Origin of the sequence: Streptomyces sp. NPDC093795 (assembly GCF_044764665.1) — a bacterium.
Taxonomy (GTDB): Bacteria; Actinomycetota; Actinomycetes; order Streptomycetales; family Streptomycetaceae; genus Streptomyces.
The window spans coordinates 90738-111499 of the sequence record NZ_JBIWIO010000004.1; the positions used below are offsets into that span (position 1 = coordinate 90738).

Genomic DNA, 20762 nt, shown 5'->3' on the forward strand with positions numbered 1-20762 from the left:
TCTTGATCGTGCGGTCCGGCTGCGAGGAGCCTGGAGACATCAGCCTCCCCGCGCGGAAGAGAGTCCGTGGAACCCAGCCTCCGATCCAGCCCCGGGCCCGCCCGGCCCGTGAACGTCCTGCTGTTCGCCGTGGCCGGGGCGGTCACGGTGGCCAACATCTACTTCCCGCAGCCGCTGCTCGCCGCCGTCGCCCACGGCCTCGACGTCTCGGAGCGGACGGCGGGGCTCATCGCCTCCGCCGCGCAGATCGGGTACGCGCTCGGCATCCTGCTGCTCGTGCCGCTGGCCGACACCGCGCGGCTGCGCCGCCTCACCTCCCTGCTGCTCGCCCTCACCAGCGGGGCGCTGCTCGTCGCGGCGGCGGCCCCCGACGTGCTCACGCTGACGCTCGCCACGCTCGCGCTGTCCACCACGACAGTGCTGCCGCAGATCCTCACCCCGGTGGCGGCGGTCCTCGCCGGTCCGGGGCGCCGGGGCCGGGTCGTGGGTCTGGTGGGCCTCGGCCTGACGCTGGGCTCCACTCTCTCCCGTACGGTCTCGGGCGCCGTGACCGACGCGAGCGGTAGCTGGCGGGTGGCGTACCTGGTGGCCGCCGTGGCCACGGCGACCCTGCTGTGCGTCCTGCCCCGGCGGCTGCCCGAACGGCTCGGCCCGCCAGGTCGCACCTCGTACGCGAAGCTCCTGGCCGGGCTGCCGCGCCTGCTCACCGCCCACCGCGCGCTCAGGGTGGCGGCGCTGCTCGGGGCCTGTGTCTTCGCCGCGTTCAGTGTCTTCTGGGCGGTGCTCGCCTTCCATCTGGCGGCGCCGGCGCTCGGGTACGGGCCGGGGGCCGCCGGGCTCTTCGGCGTGCTGACCCTGCCCGCCGCCCTGCTCTCGGCGACGGCCGGGCCGCTCACCGACCGGTACGGGGCGCCCGCCGTCAGCGCCGCTGGGCTGGCCCTCGCCGGGCTCGGTCTCGGTGTGGCCGGCCTCGCCCCGTACTCCCCGGCGGCCCTGGTGGCCGGGGCGAACCTGCTGGTGATCGGGGTCAGCTCCTGCCAGGTGGCCAACCAGGCGCGGGTCTTCGGGATCGATCAGGCGGTGGCGGCGCGGGTGAACACGGTCTTCATGCTGGCCACGTTCGGCGGCGGAGCGCTGGGCACCTTCGCGGGGTCCTGGCTGTACGCGGCGTACGGCTGGCCGGCCGCCCTGTTCGCCGCCGGGGCGTTCGTCGCCGTCGGCGCGCTCGTGGTGGTGCGTTCGGCGCGGCCGGCGGCCCCGAGTTGCGTACCGGACGTCACACGAGAGGCTGGGGGTGTCCGCCCGCGCACCCCGCAGGGAGAGTCATGAAGCTGGACCTCACCGCCCTCGCCGACGAGCATCTCGCCGCCGCCCGCACCGCGCCGCACGGGCGCAGCGCTCATCTCCTCATGCACGACGGGGTGCTTCGGCAGACCGTCATCGCCCTGACCTCGGGCACGTCCCTCGACGAGCACAACGCGCCGCCGGCCGCGAGCCTCCAGGTGCTGCGGGGCCGGGTGAACCTGACGGCGGCCGGGTGGGCGGAGGAGCTCGCGTCGGGCACGCTGCGGATGATCCCCAAGGAGCGGCACGGGCTCACCGCCCTCGAGGACGCGGTGGTGCTCCTGACGGCGGTGAACGACTGACGGTACGGGGCCGGACCTCCCGTCATTCGGTCGCGTCGAGGTCCTCGGCGTAGTGCTCGATGGCCCGGCGGTAGGCGCGTACGGACGGGTCCTCGCTGGTGGTGGCGAGCAGCCGGAGCAGCAGGCGGACCGACTCGTGGTGCCGGCCCGTGTTGTAGAGGGCCATCGCGAGGAAGGTCCGCAGCGAGCCGTCCTCGGGAAACTCCTCGGCGGCGCCGGTGAGCAGCGTGACGGCGTCGTCGTGGCGGCCGAGGACCCGGTAGGTGCTGCCGAGCCCGAGAAGCGCACCGCGGCGGTCCTCGGAGGTGAGGGTCGTACGCCGGTCCTCGTCCTCGGAGGTGAGCCCGGTGCTCGCGAGTGCGCGTTCGTAGTACGGCACGGCCTCCGCCTCCAGGCCGAGGGCGTCGTGCGCCCAGGCCGTCTGGTACGCGATCTCGGCGTCGTCCGGGTGGTGGGCGGCGAGCGCGACGAGCCGCTCGCGGGCCTCCTCCGTCCGGCCCTGTCGGCGCAGCGCGACCGCCTCGGCCAGCGGGCCGTTCCTCACGTCGTGGAGTTCCGTGACGGCATCCTCGCAGCTCGCGGCGGGCGCCCTTGGGGCGGCTGCCAGGTGATGGGCCGCCATACCCGGCGGGCCGGATTGTGGCGTCCTCGCCCATGGAGGAGGACGCCCACCCGCCCATAGCCTCCCGGCCGAACCTCCGTCAGGAACGAGCCATCCGGGAGCCCCCATGCGTTCACCCCGTCCCACCCGCCGCAGCGGGCCACGCCGTGTCGCGGCGCTGCTGCTGTGCGCCGCCGCGGCCCTCTTCCCCACGGCGGTCCCCGCCGGGGCCGCCGCTCCCCCGCCCGTGCCCGGCACGCTCACGCCGTACGACATCGGCTCCGTGTTCAGCGCGGGCGTGTCGTCCGGCGGCTACATGGCCACCCAGCTGCACGTGGCGTACTCGGGTACGTTCGAGGGCTCCGCGGTGTTCGCGTCGGGGCCGTACGACTGCGCACGCGGGCAGCTCGCCACCGCGCTCAACGCCTGTATGGACACGACCCAGAACCTGTCGCTCGCCACCTTGGAGCAGATCACCCGCGACCGGTCGGCCCAGGGCCAGGTCGACCCGGTGGCGAACCTGGCCGGTGACCCGGTGTACGTCTTCGGCGGCTCGAACGACACGACGGTGAAGCGGCCGGTGGTGGACGCGCTCGCCGACTACTACGGCCGGTTCGGCGCCCGGGTGCGCTACGACCGCTCGACGGCCGCGGGGCACGCCTGGGTCACTCCGCTCGGCCCCAACTCCTGCACGGTGACGCAGAGTCCGTACCTCAACAACTGCGGGATCGACGCGGAGGGGGCGCTCCTCGGGCACCTCCTCGGTTCGGTCGCGGCGCCCGGGTCAGGCACGGGCGGCTCGCTGATCCGCTTCGACCAGAACGCGTATGCGCCGGGCGGTTCGGCGGCCGCGCTCTCCATGGGCGGCGAGGGCTTCGCGTACGTACCGGCGTCCTGCGCCGAGGGGGCGCGGTGCCGGCTGCTCGTGGCGCTGCACGGCTGCAAGCAGGGGTACGCGTACCAGGGGTTCGGGACCCGGTTCGTCGAGGGCGCCTACCTGAACGAGTACGCCGACACCAACGACATGATCGTGCTGTACCCGCAGGCGGCGCCCACCACGACCCTGGAGAACCCGAACGGCTGCTGGAACTGGTGGGGCTACCTCGGTGACTCGGCCTACGCGCGGCACGGCGGGAAGCAGATCGAGGCGGTCATGGGCATGGTGCGGGCCCTGCGCGGCACGGGGACACCGCCGCCCGCCCCGGGCCGGGCCGTCCTGTCCAGTACGGATGCCGAGGACGGGTACGTGAAGGCGGCGGCGGACGGCTCGGGGGCGGCGGTCGGCACCCTGGAGGACGTGTCCGGCCTCGCGCTCGGCCGGGGCACGGACGGCAAGGTGAACCGGTCGCTCGTCTCCTTCGACACCTCGCGGATTCCGGCCGGGAAGGAGGTCACCCGGGCGTGGCTGACCGTCACCCGGTCCGGGGGCTCGGGCGATCCGTGGGCCTCACCGGTGGGGAACCGGCTCCTGGTGGACCTGCGCACGGGCTGCTTCGGGGGATGCGCGGTGGAGCCCGGGGACTGGTCCGCGGCGGCCTCGGTCGCGGGTGCGGCGCGGATCGAGGCGTTCTCCTCGGGGAGCGCGGTGTCGACGGACCTGTCGGCGGAGGCGCTCGCGGCGCTGAACCGGGGCGGGGTCACGCAGTTCCGGCTCGGGTTCGCTTCGGCGCCGACGGGGACCGCGTATCTCTTCGTGAACCGGGACACGCCGGTGACCCTGACGGTCGAGTACCGGTAGAGGCGTCGGGTGGGTGTGGCCGTCCGGCTCGCTCAGCGGGGCGGCTTCTCCCATTCGAGGGTGACGCGCAGGCTCGCGTTCGCGCTGCCCTGGACGACGAGGGCGGTGAGCTTGCCGGCGTCGAGTCCGAGCTGGCAGCCGAACTCGACGGTCGCCCGGTCCGGGGCCGCCCGGTGGAGGGCGTCCCCGATCTGCCCGGCGAAGGAGGAGAGGGCCTCGGTGACCGCGGAGAGGTCGGGAAGACGGCCGCCGAGCCCTTCGAGGTCCGAGTCGGGGCCGAGGCGCCGCGCCTCCACGAAGAGGGTCGCGTCCCCGACCTCGACCCGCGTGATGTCCGTCATCGAAGCTCCCTACGGTCGGCGGGGGGGGTGGTCCGGGGCGCGGACGAGCGGTTCCTTTCAGCGGGGCGGCTCCGGGAGTTCCTCGCCCGTCTCCAGGAGGGACTTGAGGCTGGAGATCAGCGCGGGCCAGCCCTCGCCGATCAGGTCCTTCATCAAGCCGTCGGTTTCGAGTTCGCCGTGCGTGACCGTGAGCTTGACCGTGTCGCCGGAGGGTTCGATCGCGAAGGTCACTTGGGACCGGCGCTCCCGGGCGAGACGCTCGTACACGTCCTGCCCGAGATGCACGGCCTCCGCCCAGGCCGGGGTGAAGGTGTGCCAGGTGTACGAGAGGAGGCGGCCGGGCTCGGCCGCGAGGACGACCTGCTCGGGGTCGGCGGTCCTGCGGCCGCCCTCGTTCCAGACCATGGACGCGCCGGGGGTCCACTCCGTCTCGAAGGCCACGCCCCAGTAGCGACGGGTGAACGCCGGGTCGGTGAGGGCCTTCCAGAGCTCGTCGGGAGTGGTCCGCATGTAGCTGGTGTAGACGAACGTGCCGCTGTCCATCGCGCTGCCCCTCGGGTCTGCCGTCCCCTCTCTCCAGCCTAGGCAGGCGCCCGACGGACGTGCCAGCGAAGCGCCCCCGTACGGCAGGGCCGCACCGGTTGAATAGGTGCGGAAGAAACTATTCAACGTGCTGCTAGCGTGGCCGGATGTCGCTCAAGCACGCCGTCCTCGCAGCCCTCCTGGAGGGCGAGGCCTCCGGGTACGACCTGGCCAAGATCTTCGACGTGTCCGTGGCCAACTTCTGGGCCGCCACCCCGCAGCAGCTCTACCGCGAGCTGGACCGGCTCGCGGAGGCGGGACTGATCACGGCGCGTGTGGTGGAGCAGGAGCGGCGCCCCAACAAGCGGATGTTCAGCCTCACCGAGCCGGGGCTGCGGGACCTCGCCGCGTACACGTCGACGCCGCCGCGGCCCAGCGCCGTCCGGGACGAGCTGATGGTCCAGGTACAGGCCTGCGACGAGGGGGACACGGCGGCCGTCCGCGGGTTCGTGGCGCAGCGGATGGAGGCGGCGCGGGCGAAGCTGGCCCGTTACGACCGGCTGCGGGAGCGGATGCTCGACGGCCGGGACGAGGAGCGGTACCTGGCGGAGACCGAGCGGGTGGGCCCGTATCTCACCCTGATGCGGGGCCGGTTCTTCGAGGAGGAGAACGTGCGCTGGGGCGAGCAGGCCCTCGCCGTGCTCGACCGGCGCGCCGCCGCGCGGGGCGGACGGCCGGAGGGTGTGCCCCAGGGGTGACGCGGGCCCGTACGAGTACCGGGCCGGGGGCGGTGAGGGGTGACGGCGGAGCTACTCTGCGGTAACGTCACCGGCCGCGAGTACCGGAGGTGCCGGCCGCTCACGGGCACGGATCGGGGATGGGCCTGCAATGAACGTCGGTGACCTCGTCGAGGACTTCAGCCTTCCGGACGAGACGGGCGCCCCGCGCTCCCTGACCGGGCTGCTGACCGAAGGACCGGTCGTCCTCTTCTTCTACCCGGCGGCGATGACGCCGGGCTGTACCGCCGAGGCCTGCCACTTCCGTGACCTGGCGGCCGAGTTCCGGGCTGTCGGCGCGCTGCCCGTCGGGATAAGTTCCGACGGTGTGGAGCGGCAGCAGGAGTTCGCCGAGCGGCACTCCCTCGGCTACCCCCTGCTGTCCGACCCGGACGGCGCCGTACGGGCACGGTTCGGCGTGAAGCGTGGGTTCTCGCTCGCGCCGACGAAGCGGGTCACCTTCGTGATCGGCCAGGACCGACGGGTGCGCGAGGTCGTGCGCAGCGAGCTACGGATGAGCGCCCACGCGGACCGCGCCCTCGCCGCCCTCCGCGACGCCTGACGGAGGAGCGACCGGGCCGGGCCGTCCGGCGGTCGGCGGTGTGGGGCGGGTCAGCAGCCCGTCGACCAGATGTGGGAGTCGCCGCGGTCGTTGGCCGCGCCGTTGTAGCCCACCTCCTGTCCCGGGGCGAGACAGATGGTCATGCTGCCGCCCTGCCAGGCGCTCTCGTAGACCTTGACGTGGTCCTTGATGCCGGGTCCCGAGATGCCGTGGTTGGCCCAGGAGGAGTCGGTGTCGGAGATCCAGCTCTCCCACCATCCGTCGTCCCCGCTCCAGTTGGCGCGCTGGCCGCCGAAGTCGGAGTTCTGCCAGACGCAGAACTCACCGCTGGGGCATTCGGCGGCGATCGCGGAGGTCGCGAGGGCGAGGCCGGCGGTGGCGGCGAACAGCGCCGCGGCGGTGGTGACGAGAAGTCGCTTCACGAGAGGGTGGGGCCTTTCTGCGGGTGGGTGGGCGCGGGCAGTTCGGCTGCCCGCCGCAGCGCGCGGTCGCGCAACTGCTTGTACGTGGTGAGCTCGGCGCGGCGCAGGGTGCGCACCGTGGCCAGCTCGGCGGGCTCCAGCCGCGCGCGGACCTCGTCGAGTCCGCTCTCGCGGGCGCAGCGGGCGGCGACGGCCGGATCGGGACGGTCGGGGCGGGGCCGGTCGGGTGGGGTCACGCACCGGGTCCAGCGGTCGAGCGCCGCCCGGTGGTCGGGGTCGGCGCTCATCCGGGCCTGGGCCTCGGTGCGGAGGTTGTCGACGATGACCTGGGCCCGGAACCAGCGGCGCTGATCGCCGTACAGCCGGTGGCGGGCGGTGGCGAGGCAGCCGTCCTCGTGGGCGGTGACCGTGGCACCCGTGGCGAGGGTGACGGAGAGTTCCGGGGGTCCGGCGCCGAAGAGTGCCGCCCGGAAGGTCCGGTCCTCGTCCGGCGCTCGGGGCCTGGACGTCAGGGACAGCCCATGGTCGTGCAGGCAGTCGGCGACGAGCCGCTGCTCGGCGGCCTTGAGGAGCGCGTCCTGGGCCGCCGCGCCGGAGGGGACTCGGGCGGGACCGGGGGGTGTCTCGGGGCTGACGGTGGTGCAGGCGGAGATCAGGAGTGCGGCTGCCGCGGTCAGTAGGGCGTGGCGGGTGCGCGAGGTGGTGCGGAGCACGGGGTCCCCCTTCGATCGTCCCTGGTCGGAGGGGCCGGCGAGTGGTCGTCCCGACGGCCCGGGAAGATCACTTCCCGGGGGCGGAGCCGCCATGCCGGGCCTCACTCGAACGAGTCGAAGGCGCCGGAGTGCGCGCCCCTCGGGCGCCGTCGGCGAGCTGTGCGGGAGAGTGCCGTGCGGGGGCAGGAGCGGGGGCGGGAGCGGGGGCGGGAGTGGGGGCGGGAGTGGGGTGGGGGCGGGAACGACAAAGCCCCGGTTGGACGGGGGATTCCAACCGGGGCCGATCGCCGTGACGCGAAGGGCGGTCACCTCTGGGGGGGACCTTGGGGACCGGGCCCCTTCGCCGTCACATACGTATGAACGGTAAACCTTTCCCGAATGTTCCGAGCGTTCCCGGGTGGGTGGTGTGAGACACCTCACCCGGTTTCGGTCGGCTTGTCAGTCTTTCTCGGGTCGGTAGACGGTGCCCGGTTCGGCCGTGCCGGGGGCGAGGAGCTCCGGCACCGTCACGAAGGTGAAGCCTCGCCGCTTGAGCTCGTCGATGATCGACGGTACGGCCGGGACCGTGCCGTCGTAGATGTCGTGGAGCAGGATGATCCCGTCACCGTGCGCCTGTTCGAGGACGCGCTGTCGTATGAGAGCCGAGTCGGTGGTGGAGTAGTCCTTGGCGGTGATGCTCCAGAGGACCTGGGCCAGCCCGAGTTCCCGGCTGATCTCCGACACCGTGTCGTCGGTACGGCCCTGCGGCGGGCGCATGAGCGTGGGCTTCCGACCGGTGATCTTCTCGACGGCGTCCTGGGTGCGGGACAGCTCGTCGCGCACCTCCGCCTCGTCCAGATCGGTCAGGATCCGATGGGTCCAGGTGTGGTTGGCGACCTCGTGCCCCTCGTCGGCGATGCGCTTGACCACCTGGGGGTACCGGTCGACGTGCCTGTGGCCGAGGAGGAAGAAGGTCGCGGGGACCTGCTTCTCCTTGAGTATGTCGAGGAGCCGGGGGGTGTCCTTGCCAGGCCCTGCGTCGAAGGTCAGCGCGATGCACTTGACCTTGGCGCAGTCGACGCGGCGGGCCGCGGAGCCGGCCTTGTCGTCGGTTCCGCCTTCCCCCCGGGCGTCCTGCGGGGTGACGGGGTCGACCCCGCAGCCGCCGAGCGTCAGCATCAGCGACGCGGCGGCGAACAGGGCAGTGGCCGTCCCCCGGCGTCGGCCCAGCCTGGATCGGAACATGGTGGAACCCGCTTTCCCCTGCGATGTCTTCGATGCAGCCGGAAAACCGCCTGGTCAGGGCGTGACGCACGGCTGCCCGAGCACTCTACACACGGTGTATACCGGGGAGGTCGGGGGGTCCCGCGATCGCGCGGGCACACGTGAACCCCGGACGGCGCCCGTCCGCTCCGTCCGGGGAGTTTCGCGCGCTCGCTCAGCGCGAGGCGAGCAGCAGTCGGGCCTCGGTCTCCTGGTCACCGGAGACGGACTGCAGGGACTGGATGTCGAAGCCGGCGGCGAGCACCTTCTCGACCTCGTCGACGGCGTGGTAGCCACCGGTGAGCGTGGCACCGACCGGGGAGGTCAGAGAGGTGGGACGCACTTCCTCGTGCCGTCCTCCGGCCGTGTCGAAGGTGGCCGTCCAGACGGTGGGGGCAGGGCCTGTCGCCGTCTGCGGACCGGGGGCCGTCATGTCCTCCAGCTGGTAGACGCCGTCGAGGACGTCGAAGACGGCCTGTGCGTCCTCCCGGCTGCAGTCGCACAGCTGCACGGTGACGTCGGTGTCGATGTGCAAGTCGTACACGTCGCTCATCTCCTCGCGGCCCGCCGGGCGCCCGCGGCACCCCGCGCTCGTCGTACCGGCGCTCGTCGTACCACGACTCCAGCATCCCTCTCGGGACCGCGTCGCGCGAGGCCCGCCCCCGTCCCTCACCGGCGGCCGACGACCTCCTCGACCGTGTCGGCCTCCGAGGCCGGCTTGTCGGGGCGGTGACGCACGACGCGGGCGAAGCGGAGGGTGACACCGGCCGGGTAGCGCGTCGAGGTCTGGAGACCGTCGTAGGCGATCTCCACGACGAGTTCGGGGCGCACCCGTACGGTGAATCCGTCGTCCTCCACGGCGAGTTCACCGAGCCGTTCGGTCTGCCAGCGAAGCATCTCGTCGGTGAGCCCCTTGAAGGTCTTGCCGAGCATGACGAAGCCGCCGTCGGCCGCGCGGGCGCCGAGATGGAGGTTGGAGAGCAGCCCGGTCCTCCGTCCGTGGCCCCGTTCGACGGCGAGGACGACGAGGTCGACGGTGTGGACGGGTTTCACCTTCAGCCAGGTACGCCCTCTGCGGCCGGCGACGTACGGCGCGTCCAGGGCCTTGACCAGCACACCTTCGTGCCCATGAGCCAGTGTGTCGGTGAAGAACCGCTCGGCCGCCGCGATCTGCGCGGGGTCGGCCGGGTCGGTGACGAGGACGCGACGGACCCGCTGGGACTCGGGGAGCAACCGGGAGAGGACCGCGTGCCGCTCGCGGCCCGATCGGTCGATCAGCCCCTCTCCGCCGGCCGCGAGCACGTCGAAGAAGACCGGTGTGAGGGGCAGGACGGCCCGCGCACCGGCCACGTCGGTGCGGGAACCGACCCGGGCCGCGATGGACTGGAAGGACACGGGGCGTCCGGTGGGGTCGAGGGCGATGACCTCGCCGTCCAGGATGAAGGCGTCGGCGGGCACGGCGCGGGCGGTCGCGACCACTTCGGGGAGCCGGTCGGTGATGTCGTCGAGCGAACGGGTGTGGACACGGACCTCGTCTCCACGTCGATGGACCTGGATGCGGATGCCGTCGAGTTTCTCCTCCACGACACACGCCCCGAGGGCGGCGATCGCCTCGGTGACGGATGCGGCGGTGTGCGCGAGCATGGGCTGCACGGGGTTGCCGACCCGCAGGGTGAACCGGTCGAGGGCGGTGACTCCCTCGGCGAGCACCGCCTGGGCGACCCTGGGCAGCGCGCCTTCGAGCATCACGGCGCGCCGCAGCTCGGCGGCGGGCACGGTGGCGGCCAGGGCGACGCCCTCCAGGGCGATGGCGTCGAGGGCTCCCTGACGCACCTCTCCGGTGAGCAGCCGCAGCAGCAGTTGCTGCTCGTCGTGGGTGGCGGCGGCGAACAGGGCGTGAACCAGCCGGGTCCGCTCGGCACGGGCGCCGGCTCCGGAGACCGCGGCGAGCTCCGACATCACCTCGTCGACCCGCCCGAGCGTGAGACCCGGCAGCTCGGCGGGAGGGACGGCGGGAGGGACCACTCCCTTGAGGACGCTCCACCCGACGCCGAGCCGCCCCTGCGGGAGCCGTCCCGACAGATACGCGATGACGAGCGGGCTCTCCTCCGGGGCCGCCTCCGCGAACAGCTCGGCCAGCAGGCCGATCTTGCGCGAGCGCGCGGAGGCGGCGGTGACCTCCCGGGACACCTCGGCGACGCGGGCGAGCAGCATGAGCCCATCCTCCCCACAGCTTCCGACCGCCGCACGCCGACACCCCCGCCCGGTGCCTGCGCCCCGTACCCGATCGGGACGACGGCCCCCTGGGCGCCGGCGTCAGGGCCAGGACACCGGCCGCTTCCGTCCCCTGGGCCGCCCGGCGTCCGGCCCCTTGCGGCGGAACCGGTCGAGGAGCCTGCTGCGGGCCGGACGACCCGGCGGACGGTCCGTCAACGCCGCACGCCCGACCGGGCCGGGCACCACCGGATCCGCCCGCCCGGCCGGGACCGATACCTCCAGGTCCGGCGTCTCCAGGTCCGGCGCCTCCGGGACCGGTACCTCCGGGACCGCGCGCCCCGCCAGGACCGCCACCTCCGGGACCGTACGCCCTGCCAGGACCGCCACCTCCGGAACCGCGCGCCCCGCCAGGACCGCCACCTCCAGGCCCGCACTCCCCGCCGTGACACCGACGCCCGGCACGACGGCACCGGCCTCGCCCGGATACGGAGCCGGTCGCTCGGCCCGCGCCTCGTCCAGGGCCATCGCGAGACTGATCCGCTGCCACAGGATCTCGTCCGGGGCGTCGGCCCGGGTGAGCCGCTCGGCGATGTCCCTCGCCGCCGCTGCCACCGGCATCCCCGGCGGAGGCGGTGGGCGCAGTCGGTCGAGTTCGGCGCGCTCGTACGGGTCGTCGACGACCTCGGCCACCTGGACCGGGTCGAGCAGCGAGGCGATGGCCGCGGCCCGCGCCCAGGGATCACCCGTGGTGCGGAGCAGCACCGCGAGCCGCTTCGCCCGCCAGTTCCTGGGCCGCAGGTCCTCGTGCGCGGCGAGGCGTTCACGAAGGTCGAGGGGCAGCCGCCCGGTGAGCAGCGCCGGGCAGGTGAGGCCGAACTCGGCGACCTCCTCCGCGAGGTAGGTCCACACCACCGCCCGGTACCGGTTCAGGGAGAACCGCACCGGGCTGACGTGCCCCGTCCGGGCCAGCCTGCTGAACCGGTCCGGGGTGATCTCCAGGAGTGCGGCGGCCTCCCCCGTACCGACCGCGCGCACCCGTTCCCGCAGGCCGGCGGGAAAGTCCGGCGCCGCCCTGAGACGGTCGAGCTCGCACCGCTCGACCCGCCGCTGCCCGCCGACGCCCACTCGCGTCGGCGCCGTCCTCACCAGGCCCAGCTGGACCGCGAGCCGGAACTCGTCGCGCCCCAGTTCCAGTTCCTGCGCGGCCCGCCCCGGTGTCACCGTGCGCGCCCCTCCGTCCACCGTCATCCCGTCGCCCTCCCCCGTACGTACGTCCATGTGTCCTGGGGTCGCGGTTCTTTCCGCCCCCACCAGAAACGTAACGCAGAGTGACGACATGTGCGCGACCTGTGGACAACTGCCTGTGGACAACGGTCCGGCGGCGTCGAGGTCGGGCCTCAGGGCGTCAGAGCACACCGCCGCCCGGCCGGCCCGGCTGTCGTGCCGCCACGCCGAGGTGCTCGCCGACGCGGTTGACCAGGAGAGTCATCTCGTACGCCACCTGGCCGACGTCCGCCTCCGCCGCGCTCAGGACGCAGAGGCAGCTTCCCTCCCCCGCCGCCGTCACGAAGAGCAGCGCCTCGTCGAACTCCACCATCGTCTGCCGCGCCCTGCCCGCCCGGAAGTGCCGGCCCGATCCCCGGGCGAGGCTGTGCAGGCCGGAGGAGACGGCTGCCAGGTGCTCGGCGTCCTCACGGGCGAGTCCGCTGCTCGCACCCGTCACCAGCCCGTCGTTCGACAGCACGAGCGCGTGCCGTATGAATCCGACCCGCTGGGTCAGGTCGTCGAGCAGCCAGTCAAGTTCCTTGTCCAGCGCCATCAGTGGTCCTCCCCCTAGGTGGTGCGTCCCCCGTCGGCCGGTTTCCCGTGGTCCTGTGGTCCTGTGGTCCGTGCCGTCGCGGTCCGCCGTGTCGCCGTATCCCCGCAAGCCTTACGCACTGCCGTGGACAGGGCAAGCACTGGACCACGCCCGCGCGTTCCCCTTCCGGGCTGTCTCCGGGCCGGCGGCTCAGCCGACGGTGTCGAGGAGCCGGGCGGTGTGCATCCGCCCGGCGTACTCGACGAGGCGGATGAGCACCTCCTTCCCGGAGTCGCGGTCGCGCGCGTCGCACAGCACGACGGGCGTGCCGCGGTCCAGGTCGAGGGCGCGGGAGACGTCCGCCGCGCCGTACGCACGCGCGCCCGTGAAGCAGTTGACGGCGACCACGAAGGGGATCTTCCGGTGCTCGAAGTAGTCGACCGCGGGGAAGCAGTCCTCCAGGCGCCGTGTGTCGGCGAGGACGACCGCCCCCAGGGCGCCCTGGGACAGTTCGTCCCACAGGAACCAGAACCGGTCCTGGCCGGGCGTCCCGAAAAGGTAGAGGGAGAGCCCGGCGCGGATCGTGATGCGGCCGAAGTCCATGGCGACGGTCGTGGTGGTCTTCTGGTCGACTCCGCCGGTGTCGTCGACGAACTCCCCGGCACGGCTGAGCCGTTCCTCGGTGCGCAGGGGCCGGATCTCGCTGACCGCGCCGACGAGGGTGGTCTTGCCCACGCCGAACCCACCGGCGATCAGGATTTTCAGGGCGAGGGCGGTGGTGTCCGCGCCGTCGTCCGCGCCGGTGCTCTCAGAGCGCTCGTAGGCCATCGATTACTTCCCTCAGGATTCGTTCGTCAGGGAGCTGTGCGGGCGGTACGGGCCGGCTGACACGTACGAAGCCCGATTCGAGGAGGTCGCCGAGGAGGACCCGGACGACGCCGACGGGGAGGTCGGCGTCGGCGGAGAGTTCGGCCACCGACTGGGTCTCCGCCCGGCACAGGGCGAGCAGGGACCGGTGCTCGGGGCCGAGGAGCGACTCCTCGGCCGGTCCGGGCGGATCGTCGTCCACGACGACGAGGGCGATGAGGTCGAACCGTACGTTGCTGGGCCCCGGCCTGGTCCGTCCGCCGGTCATCGCGTACGGGCGTACGAGCGGTCCGGCGTCGGCGTCGTACCACTGACTGCCCGGCGCGGACGGGCCGCCGCCGGTGCTGTCCTCGTTCATGGGGGTTCTCCGGGTCAGCCGGCGGCGGGCGGGGTCACCGTGAGCCGTGGCGGGGTGTGGAGGTGCTCGCCGACGCGTTTGACGAGGCGGGCCATCTCGTAGGCGATGAGGCCGATGTCGGCGCTCACGGAGCTGAGGACGGCGAGGCAGGAGCCGTCGCCCGCCGCGGCGACGAAGAGGAAGCCGTCGTCCATCTCGACCATGGTCTGCCGGACGCCGCCGGTGTGGAACTGGCGTCCGGCGCCCTTGGCGAGGCTGTGGAAGCCGGAGGCGATGGCCGCCAGGTGCTCGGCGTCCTCACGGCTGAGTCCGCTGGAGGCCCCCACGGCGAGTCCGTCGTTGGAGAGCACCACGGTGTGGCGGACCTCCCGGACCCGCATGACGAGGTCGTCGAGGAGCCAGTCGAGCTCGCCGGACCGGTGATGGGAGATCCTCTCGTGGTCGATCATGCGTGGTCTCCTTCGGAACGGGGGTCGTCGAGGGGTGTGGTGCCATGGCCGGTGCCGCTGCCGGGCTCCGTACGGGAGTCGGTACGTGGCCGGGTGGTGGGGTCCGCGGCCGGGTCGCCGTCGAAGCCGGTGCCGAGCGGGCGTCTGCTGCCGGGGGCGGCGCCTCCGCCGCGCTGCCAGCCGTCCCGGTAGGCCGTCATCCGGTCCCGTACCCGCTCGGGGGTGCGGGGGTCCGCGTCGGACGCGGACGGTACGAAGGCCGGTGCGGGAGCGGGTGCCTCGCGCAGCTGCGGTACGAGGCTCGCCTGCCGTACGCGACGGGGAAGTTCGGCCTCGGGGCCGCCGTGGCCGGGGGGCGGGCCGAGCGGCTGTTCCCGCGTCGGCGGCGGTACGGCGGGACCGCGGCGGCGCAGCTCGGTCACCCCGGCGGGCGGAGGCCCGGACTCCGGCGGCGGCGCGAGTGCGGGGACGGCGGTCGGGCGTGGCAACGGGCGCGGCTGCGGCTGTGGTCGGGAGGACGGTGGGGCCTGGGGCGGTCCGGGAGGCCGGGGGTTGCCGTACTCCCTGGGCGGGTGCACCGGCCGCGCGCCGGCAGGCGGCTGTGGGTCGATCCGGCGGGGTTCCGGGACGGACCCGCGGGGAGAGGCTCCGGCGATCGGGGTGTCGGCGGGGGCGATTCTCGTGATCGGCGTACCGGCGGGCGGGGGCGGGCCGACCTGTCCCGGAGTGCGGGTCATCTGGGGGCGGCCGAAGCGGCGCGCCTCGGCGCGGTGCTCCTCCTCGCGCTCGCGTGCGGCACGCGAGTCGTCCGTACGCCGGTCGGCATCGGTCCGGTCGGTGCCGAGCCGGTGGGCGCTGGTCCGGTCGGTCCCGAGCCGGTCGGCGGTCCCGTGTTCGGGGGTGCTTCCACGGTCGGCGGCGTCGGGGGCTCCAGAGCCGGAGGCAGGCGTACGGGCATCGCGCGCGTGCGGGGGTCCGGCGTGGGCCGGTCCGAGTCCGTGGCCGGGCGCGGGGGCGCCGCGGCCGGGCGGCAGCGCGCCCTGGAGCAGGTCCGTCGGGAGCAGCACGACGGCGGTCGTGCCGCCGTACGGCGAGGTCCGCAGCTGGACCTTGATGTCATGGCGGGAGGAGAGCCTGCTGACCACGAAGAGGCCGAGCCGGTCGCTGTCGAAGAGGTCGAGGGCCTCGGACTGGGCGATGCGGGCGTTGGCCTCGGCGAGGGTCTCCTTGCCCATGCCGAGTCCCCGGTCCTCGATCTCCAGTGCGTATCCGTTGCCGACGGGTTCGCCGCTGACGCGCACCTTGGTGTGGGGCGGGGAGAACTGGGCGGCATTCTCGATGAGTTCGGCCAGGAGGTGGGTGAGGTCGGCGACGGCGCCGCCGACGACGGCCGTCTCGGGGAGCCGGCGCACCTCCACGCGCGCGTAGTCCTCGATTTCGGAGACGGCGGCGCGGACGACGTTGGTGAGGGGGACGGGCATGCGCCAGGCCCGGCCGGGGGCGGCGCCCGAGAGGATGATGAGGCTCTCGGCGTGGCGTCGCATCCGGGTGGTGAGGTGGTCGAGCCGGAAGAGGTCGCCGAGCTCGTTCGGGTCGTCGGCCCGGCGCTCCATGCTGTCCAGGAGGTTGAGCTGGCGGTGGACGAGGACCTGGCTGCGCCGGGCGAGGTTGACGAAGACCCCGGAGATGCCGCTGGCGAGTTCGGCGCGCTCGACGGCGGCGGAGAGAGCCGCGCGGTGGACGGTCGTGAGTGCTTCGCCCACCTGCCCGATCTCGTCCTGGGAGACGGGTCCCGGCGGTGCCTCGGCCCGGACGTCGATCTCCTCTCCGGCACGCAGTCGGCGCATGGCGGCGGGGAGTTTGCCGCGCGCGATGCCGAGGGCGGTGTTGCGGAGGCTGACGAGTTCGACGACGAGTCCGCGACCGATGCGTACGGAGATGACGAGGGAGACGACGACGGCTCCGAGGCCGAGGACCACCGCCGCGCCGCCCGCGCTGAGGACGCCACCGGGGAAGGGGTCGGCCCGGTCGGCCGCCGCGGTGCGCGCGTCGGCCTCGATCGCCGTGAGGGCGGTCCGTACGGCGGCGAGGGTGTCGTCCCAGTCGGCCGAGGTGACCGCCTGGGCCGCACCCCGGCCCGGGCTCGCGGTCCGGATCCGGTCCTCCGCCCGGGTGAGCCGGGTGTGGTCGCCGCTCGCGGTGAGCCGGGTCCACGCGGCGCGTGCCGCGGCGGGCAGATCGGCGGTGGCCGAGGCGGTGAGGGCGCGTCGGGTCTCGACGGCGCCGGAGAAGGCGCGGAGCCGGTCGTCGGTGAAGCTGCCGTCGAGGTGGGCGGCGGTGAGGAGGGCGTCCTCGCGGGACAGCATCTCGCCGGCCCGGCCGAATTCCAGGAGTACGCGCGCGTCGGATCCCTGCTGGGCGTCCTGGATGCCGGTGAGGGCGCCGCCGACGGCGAACGCCGCGGATACCGCGGCCGTGTACTCCTCGTACACCTGGTCCCCGTCGGCCCGCCCGTCGGTGGCGGCGGTACGGAGCCGGGCGAGGCCCTCGACCTTGCCGACGAACGCGCCCACCCGGTCCCCGACGTCGCCGGGCAGGTCCCCGGTGTCGCCGACGGTGTGCGTGTCGTCGAGCTGGAGCCGGTCGACGGCCTCGTCCGTGCGGCGTATCCGGTCCTTGAGTTCGGCGGCCCTGGTGGCACCGGGGGCGGCGACCTGCCGTACGGCGGCGCGCCGTTCGGCCTGGAGGGCGGCGAGGGCGGCCGTCACGGGCTCACGGATCACCGCGTCGACGCGCTGGAGCTGGCGGAGCCGTGCGACGTCCTGGGCGGTGGTGACGGTGGCGAATCCCCAGAGTGCGAGGAGAGAGACGACCGGGACCATCAGGAGCGAGACGATCTTGGCGCGGACGGTACGGGGCCGTAGGCCGTGACGCAGGGGGCGGAGCCGGCGCGGGGCAGTGGCGGGCGGGGCCGTGGGCGGGGCCTCGGCACCACCACCCGCCGCGGGCCCGGCGGTCGTGTGTGCCCCAGCCGTGTGCCCGGTGGCCTCGCGCCCAGCGGTCGCGTGGGCGGCTGTCGGGAAGGCCTCGGGGGTGGGCTCCCCCGGTTCTTCGGCGGGCGGCCCGGCGTGTGCGCGCCGCCCGCGCGCGGCCCCCGTCGGCGGCGCCGTCGCCTCGGCGTCCTTGGTCTTGCGGGGAGTTCGCATGGCCTCCTCGTTCCGGCTGCGGCTGTCTCTGGTGGCAAGTGGGGTGAGGGTCAGTTCAGGGGCGTACGGGCCGGCTGTGCGGTGCGGAAGCCGGGCGGGGCGACGTCGACGGCGCGCTCGTCCGGCTCGGTGAGACGCCCCGCCGAGTCGTACGCGGCCCGTTCCCCGGCCGTCGGGGAGAGGGCGACGAAGGCGGAGGTGATGAAGAGGTACGAGCCGAGGCCGACCGCGAGCGGGAAGATGAACTGCATGACCGTGGCCCCCGGCAGGCCCGCGCCGGAGGGGACCACGTCCACCCGTACGGCGAACATGCCCGTGTAGTGCATGCTGCTGACGGCCGCGCCCATCACGAGCGACGCGACGGCCACGGCGGCGGGCGCGTGGATGTTGAGGGCCGCCCACAGGGCCGCGGTGGCGGCGACGACGGCGATGAGGACCGAGAGGCCGACGAGTACGGGGTCGTAGCGGACGTCGCCGTGGAGCCGGAGGGCGGCCATGCCCATGTAGTGCATGCTCGCCACACCGACGCCCGTGGTCAGCCCGCCGATCAGGAGCGATCGGACCCGGTCACGGCCGTAGCCGACGGCGAACACGCCGACGCCGACGACGGCCATGGCGATGACGAGGCTGAGGATGGTGAGCGGAACGTCGTAGCGGATGTCGGTGCCGGTCACACCGAAGCCGAGCATCGCCACGAAGTGCATCGTCCAGATGCCGGTGCCGAGGGCGGAGGCGGCGGTGAGCAGCCAGTTCCGCCGCGAGCGGCCGGTCGCGTCGAGCGCTCGTACCGTGCAGCGCAGCCCGAGGGCGGCGCCGACGCAGGCCATCGCGTACGACAGTGCAGGTGTCAGCCAGCCGAAGGTGGCGTGGTCCAGGTGTCCCATGGCTCAGGGACGCTAGTGCGCATCGGGGGGCGCACCAGGGGCGCATTTCGAAAGCTGATGGAATATGACAGAGAGATGGTCCCGAACGATCGCGCCGAGCTCGAACGTGCACACAGAACGTTCACAAGAACGTTCACCCCACCGGGTACGGAATCATGAGCGCATGAGCGATGACCCCACACACGTCCGAGAGTTCTTCGGCGCCCGCGCCGCCGACTGGGACAGCCGCTTCCCCGACGACGGGCCCGCGTACGCCGCGGCCGTGGCCGAGATCGGGCTGCGTCCGGGCGACGCGGTACTCGACGCCGGCTGCGGGACCGGGCGGGCCCTCCCGCCGCTCCGCGCCGCCGTCGGCCCCTCCGGCACCGTGCTCGGCGCCGACCTCACCCCCGAGATGCTCGAACAGGCGGTCCGGGCCGGGCGGGGCGGAGCGGGGGGCGCCGCGACGCTGCTGCTCGCGGACGTCGGCCGTCTTCCGGTACGCGACGGGGCGCTCGACGCCGTCTTCGGAGCGGGGCTCATCTCCCACCTCGCGGAACCCGCCACCGGCCTGCGCGAACTCGCCCGTGCGGTACGGCCCGGCGGCCGGCTCGCGCTCTTCCACCCGATCGGCCGGGCCGCCCTCGCGGCCCGCCACGGCCGCCGGATCACGCCGGACGACCTGCGCGCCGAACCCCGGCTGCGCGTCGTGCTCGCCGAAGCGGGCTGGCGACTCGTCAGCTACGTCGACGAGGACGCGCGCTTTCTGGCCATGGCCGTCCGCGAGGGCTGAGGGCTCGGGCCGGCACGGCGCTTCCGGGAATGTGAGCCGGCCGGTGAACGCACCCTTCTGTCACGGCACTTCACTGTCTACGGTGGACGTACCGGGCAGTCGTGCCCGGGAGAGGCGGTGCGGCGTGGCACGGATACCGGAAACACTGCGCAGGCTCCTTCCCTCCGCCCGGCGAGCGCCCGAGCCGGCCCTGCCGGCGCCACCGCGCCCCCGGCAGGGGCACAACCTCTTCGAGGCCGCGGCGGACTACGTGGCCGCGTGCGCCGAGAACGACGCGGCCCGCGCCGAGGAGGCGGCGGGCCGGGTCTCCCCCGGGATGCTGTCGTTCGGCGTCAACGAACTCGCCTGCCGGGCCCTCCTCGCTCTCGCCCGGGAGCGGGACGAGACGCCGAGTGCGGTGGCCCGGTCGCTGCTCGGCCTCCGGGACCAGCAACCGAGGCGACCGGCGGGTGACGCCTAAAGCCTGCCGCGAACGCCACCCCTCCGCCGCGTGAAGCACCGGTGAAAACCCGGTGGAAGCGGTGTCGGTGGGCCCGCTTATGCTGCACCGGACTCATACACGGGGCCTGGGGAGGGCGCGGCGATGTTCGGCAGGTTGTTCGACAGGGGTGCGGGGGGAGCGGCGGCGGATCCGTACGCCCTCCCCGTCACGCGCAGGCAGAGGAACGGGATGTACACCCTGCGCGCACTCGGCGACACGCGGGTGCTCGCCCTTGTGGAGGCGGCCGACGCGGGTGACTGGGAGGCGGTCAAGGCGGCCCTCGCGCCCTTCGACCTCGGCCGCGACCACCAGGTCCTGGGCGAGCTCGCCGACATGGACGGCGTGCAGGACTGGATCGGCCGGGCCGTCGAGGAGGACAAGGAGCACCGGGCGACCGCCCTGCTGATATCCGGGGCGCGCCACCTCACGTGGGGCTGGGAGGCGCGTACCGCCGCGCGTGCCGTGGACGTCACGCAGGAGCAGTGGCGGATCTTCCGCGATCGGCTCGGCATCGCCGAGGAGCAGTTGCTGGAGGCCGCCGAGCTGCGGCCGGAGTGGGTCACGCCGTGGCGCCGCCTCCTCACCTCCGGCCGCGGCATGTCGCTGGGCGCCGCCGTCAACGAGGCCCGGCTCGACGCCGCCCTGCGCCGCGATCCGCTGGACCTGGAGAGCCACATCCAGTGGCTGTCGCAGTTGCAGCCCCGCTGGGGTGGCGAGCCCGGCCAGGCGATGGCGTTCGCCCGTGACGCCCTCGCCCGCACGCCGCAGGGGCACCGGCTCGGTTGTGTGATCGCCATGGCGCACATCGAGGACTGGGTCGAGTCGGACCGGGAGGACTGTCTCGTGGACCCGGCGATCCAGGCCGAGCTGCGGAACGCGGCCGATCACAGCATCCTCCATCCCGCCCACGAGCGGCGCCCGGGTTGGCAGCACGACTTCAACATGTTCGCCATGGCCCTGTCGCTCGCGGGTGAGCGGCACACGGTCCAGCGCGTCTTCCAGGCGCTCGACGGGGCGTACACCAGTTGGCCCTGGACCTACTTCGCGGATCCCGAGAAGCAGTTCGCCCGCCGCCACCGCCGCGCCTGAGCGCGCCCCCCCCCCCCCCCCCCAACCCCCCCCCCCCCCCCCCCCCGACCCCCCCCCCCGGCCCCACCACACGCCCCC

Annotated in this window: 23 protein-coding genes; 8 read left to right on the forward strand and 15 right to left on the reverse strand. The window is 73.8% G+C overall.

The window, feature by feature from the left end; all coding sequences use genetic code 11:
• Nucleotides 1-66: 66 nt before the first annotated feature.
• Together ACIRB7_RS12680 and ACIRB7_RS12685 are read left to right on the forward strand one after the other, a co-directional pair.
• Nucleotides 67-1329 (forward strand): MFS transporter, encoded by a 1263-nt coding sequence (locus ACIRB7_RS12680; RefSeq protein WP_403596460.1) that lies wholly within the window; start codon nucleotides 67-69, stop codon nucleotides 1327-1329.
• Entirely contained in the window at nucleotides 1326-1646 is a 321-nt protein-coding gene (locus ACIRB7_RS12685) for a cupin (RefSeq protein ID WP_351215437.1), read from the forward strand. Before ACIRB7_RS12680 ends, ACIRB7_RS12685 begins: the two co-directional genes overlap by 4 nt.
• Before the next feature lie 22 nt (nucleotides 1647-1668).
• Here ACIRB7_RS12685 and ACIRB7_RS12690 read toward each other — a convergent pair whose 3' ends face one another.
• Nucleotides 1669-2268, reverse strand: coding sequence for a tetratricopeptide repeat protein (locus tag ACIRB7_RS12690; RefSeq protein WP_403596464.1), 600 nt, complete (start codon nucleotides 2266-2268; stop codon nucleotides 1669-1671).
• 106 nt (nucleotides 2269-2374) lie between these two features.
• Between ACIRB7_RS12690 and ACIRB7_RS12695 the strand changes: the two genes are divergently transcribed.
• Entirely contained in the window at nucleotides 2375-3985 is a 1611-nt protein-coding gene (locus ACIRB7_RS12695; RefSeq protein ID WP_403596467.1) for a PHB depolymerase family esterase, read from the forward strand.
• A 32-nt stretch (nucleotides 3986-4017) separates the two neighbouring features.
• Here ACIRB7_RS12695 and ACIRB7_RS12700 read toward each other — a convergent pair whose 3' ends face one another.
• Together ACIRB7_RS12700 and ACIRB7_RS12705 are read right to left on the reverse strand one after the other, a co-directional pair.
• Nucleotides 4018-4326 carry a CU044_2847 family protein gene (locus ACIRB7_RS12700; protein WP_403596470.1) on the reverse strand — a complete coding sequence of 103 codons (309 nt, stop codon included), beginning with the start codon at nucleotides 4324-4326 and terminating at the stop codon, nucleotides 4018-4020.
• Between the two features lie 57 nt (nucleotides 4327-4383).
• Complete coding sequence (locus ACIRB7_RS12705) at nucleotides 4384-4869, reverse strand: SRPBCC family protein (protein ID WP_403596473.1); 486 nt, start codon at nucleotides 4867-4869, stop codon at nucleotides 4384-4386.
• A 146-nt stretch (nucleotides 4870-5015) separates the two neighbouring features.
• Here ACIRB7_RS12705 and ACIRB7_RS12710 point away from each other — a divergent pair, with 146 nt between their 5' ends.
• Together ACIRB7_RS12710 and ACIRB7_RS12715 are read left to right on the forward strand one after the other, a co-directional pair.
• On the forward strand, nucleotides 5016-5606 hold the full coding sequence (locus ACIRB7_RS12710; protein ID WP_403596476.1) for a PadR family transcriptional regulator: 591 nt from the start codon (nucleotides 5016-5018) through the stop codon (nucleotides 5604-5606).
• 130 nt (nucleotides 5607-5736) lie between these two features.
• The gene (locus tag ACIRB7_RS12715; RefSeq protein WP_403596479.1) at nucleotides 5737-6186 is read left to right on the forward strand and encodes a peroxiredoxin; all 450 of its coding nucleotides are present in this window, start codon (nucleotides 5737-5739) and stop codon (nucleotides 6184-6186) included.
• A 50-nt stretch (nucleotides 6187-6236) separates the two neighbouring features.
• Here the strand turns inward: ACIRB7_RS12715 and ACIRB7_RS12720 are convergent, their stop codons facing one another.
• From ACIRB7_RS12720 to ACIRB7_RS12775, 12 genes are all read right to left on the reverse strand, one after another.
• A complete protein-coding gene (locus ACIRB7_RS12720) occupies nucleotides 6237-6608 on the reverse strand; it encodes a peptidase inhibitor family I36 protein (protein ID WP_403596482.1) in 372 nt (123 codons plus the stop codon).
• Complete coding sequence (locus tag ACIRB7_RS12725) at nucleotides 6605-7321, reverse strand: hypothetical protein (protein ID WP_403596485.1); 717 nt, start codon at nucleotides 7319-7321, stop codon at nucleotides 6605-6607. The genes ACIRB7_RS12720 and ACIRB7_RS12725 overlap by 4 nt, the downstream gene beginning before the upstream one ends.
• A 438-nt stretch (nucleotides 7322-7759) precedes the next feature.
• Nucleotides 7760-8545 carry a polysaccharide deacetylase family protein gene (locus ACIRB7_RS12730; protein ID WP_403596487.1) on the reverse strand — a complete coding sequence of 262 codons (786 nt, stop codon included), beginning with the start codon at nucleotides 8543-8545 and terminating at the stop codon, nucleotides 7760-7762.
• 193 nt (nucleotides 8546-8738) lie between these two features.
• Complete coding sequence (locus ACIRB7_RS12735) at nucleotides 8739-9116, reverse strand: hypothetical protein (protein WP_403596490.1); 378 nt, start codon at nucleotides 9114-9116, stop codon at nucleotides 8739-8741.
• A 116-nt stretch (nucleotides 9117-9232) separates the two neighbouring features.
• Nucleotides 9233-10777, reverse strand: a complete 1545-nt coding sequence (locus ACIRB7_RS12740; protein ID WP_403596493.1) for an ATP-dependent DNA ligase — start codon at nucleotides 10775-10777, stop codon at nucleotides 9233-9235.
• A 102-nt stretch (nucleotides 10778-10879) separates the two neighbouring features.
• Entirely contained in the window at nucleotides 10880-12058 is a 1179-nt protein-coding gene (locus tag ACIRB7_RS12745) for a DUF6397 family protein (protein ID WP_403596495.1), read from the reverse strand.
• A 127-nt stretch (nucleotides 12059-12185) separates the two neighbouring features.
• Nucleotides 12186-12599: a roadblock/LC7 domain-containing protein gene (locus ACIRB7_RS12750; protein WP_384105365.1), complete on the reverse strand. Its 414-nt coding sequence runs from the start codon at nucleotides 12597-12599 to the stop codon at nucleotides 12186-12188.
• Nucleotides 12600-12788: 189 nt separating this feature from the next.
• Nucleotides 12789-13406 (reverse strand): GTP-binding protein, encoded by a 618-nt coding sequence (locus ACIRB7_RS12755; RefSeq protein WP_403596498.1) that lies wholly within the window; start codon nucleotides 13404-13406, stop codon nucleotides 12789-12791.
• The gene (locus ACIRB7_RS12760) at nucleotides 13387-13803 is read right to left on the reverse strand and encodes a DUF742 domain-containing protein (RefSeq protein ID WP_351215466.1); all 417 of its coding nucleotides are present in this window, start codon (nucleotides 13801-13803) and stop codon (nucleotides 13387-13389) included. Before ACIRB7_RS12760 ends, ACIRB7_RS12755 begins: the two co-directional genes overlap by 20 nt.
• 14 nt (nucleotides 13804-13817) lie before the next feature.
• Nucleotides 13818-14252 carry a roadblock/LC7 domain-containing protein gene (locus tag ACIRB7_RS12765; protein WP_056568542.1) on the reverse strand — a complete coding sequence of 145 codons (435 nt, stop codon included), beginning with the start codon at nucleotides 14250-14252 and terminating at the stop codon, nucleotides 13818-13820.
• Nucleotides 14249-17458, reverse strand: a complete 3210-nt coding sequence (locus ACIRB7_RS12770; RefSeq protein WP_403596499.1) for a nitrate- and nitrite sensing domain-containing protein — start codon at nucleotides 17456-17458, stop codon at nucleotides 14249-14251. Before ACIRB7_RS12770 ends, ACIRB7_RS12765 begins: the two co-directional genes overlap by 4 nt.
• Nucleotides 17459-17508: 50 nt before the next feature.
• Nucleotides 17509-18342, reverse strand: coding sequence for an MHYT domain-containing protein (locus ACIRB7_RS12775; protein ID WP_403596501.1), 834 nt, complete (start codon nucleotides 18340-18342; stop codon nucleotides 17509-17511).
• 163 nt (nucleotides 18343-18505) lie between these two features.
• On the opposite strand from ACIRB7_RS12775, the gene ACIRB7_RS12780 reads away from it, so the two are divergent.
• The 3 genes from ACIRB7_RS12780 to ACIRB7_RS12790 all read left to right on the forward strand — a co-directional run bounded on the left by ACIRB7_RS12780 (nucleotide 18506) and on the right by ACIRB7_RS12790 (nucleotide 20684).
• Nucleotides 18506-19114, forward strand: a complete 609-nt coding sequence (locus tag ACIRB7_RS12780; RefSeq protein ID WP_403596503.1) for a class I SAM-dependent methyltransferase — start codon at nucleotides 18506-18508, stop codon at nucleotides 19112-19114.
• Between the two features lie 124 nt (nucleotides 19115-19238).
• Nucleotides 19239-19574 carry a hypothetical protein gene (locus ACIRB7_RS12785; RefSeq protein WP_403596507.1) on the forward strand — a complete coding sequence of 112 codons (336 nt, stop codon included), beginning with the start codon at nucleotides 19239-19241 and terminating at the stop codon, nucleotides 19572-19574.
• Nucleotides 19575-19697: 123 nt separating this feature from the next.
• Nucleotides 19698-20684 (forward strand): hypothetical protein, encoded by a 987-nt coding sequence (locus ACIRB7_RS12790; RefSeq protein ID WP_403596509.1) that lies wholly within the window; start codon nucleotides 19698-19700, stop codon nucleotides 20682-20684.
• Nucleotides 20685-20762: the final 78 nt, after the last annotated feature.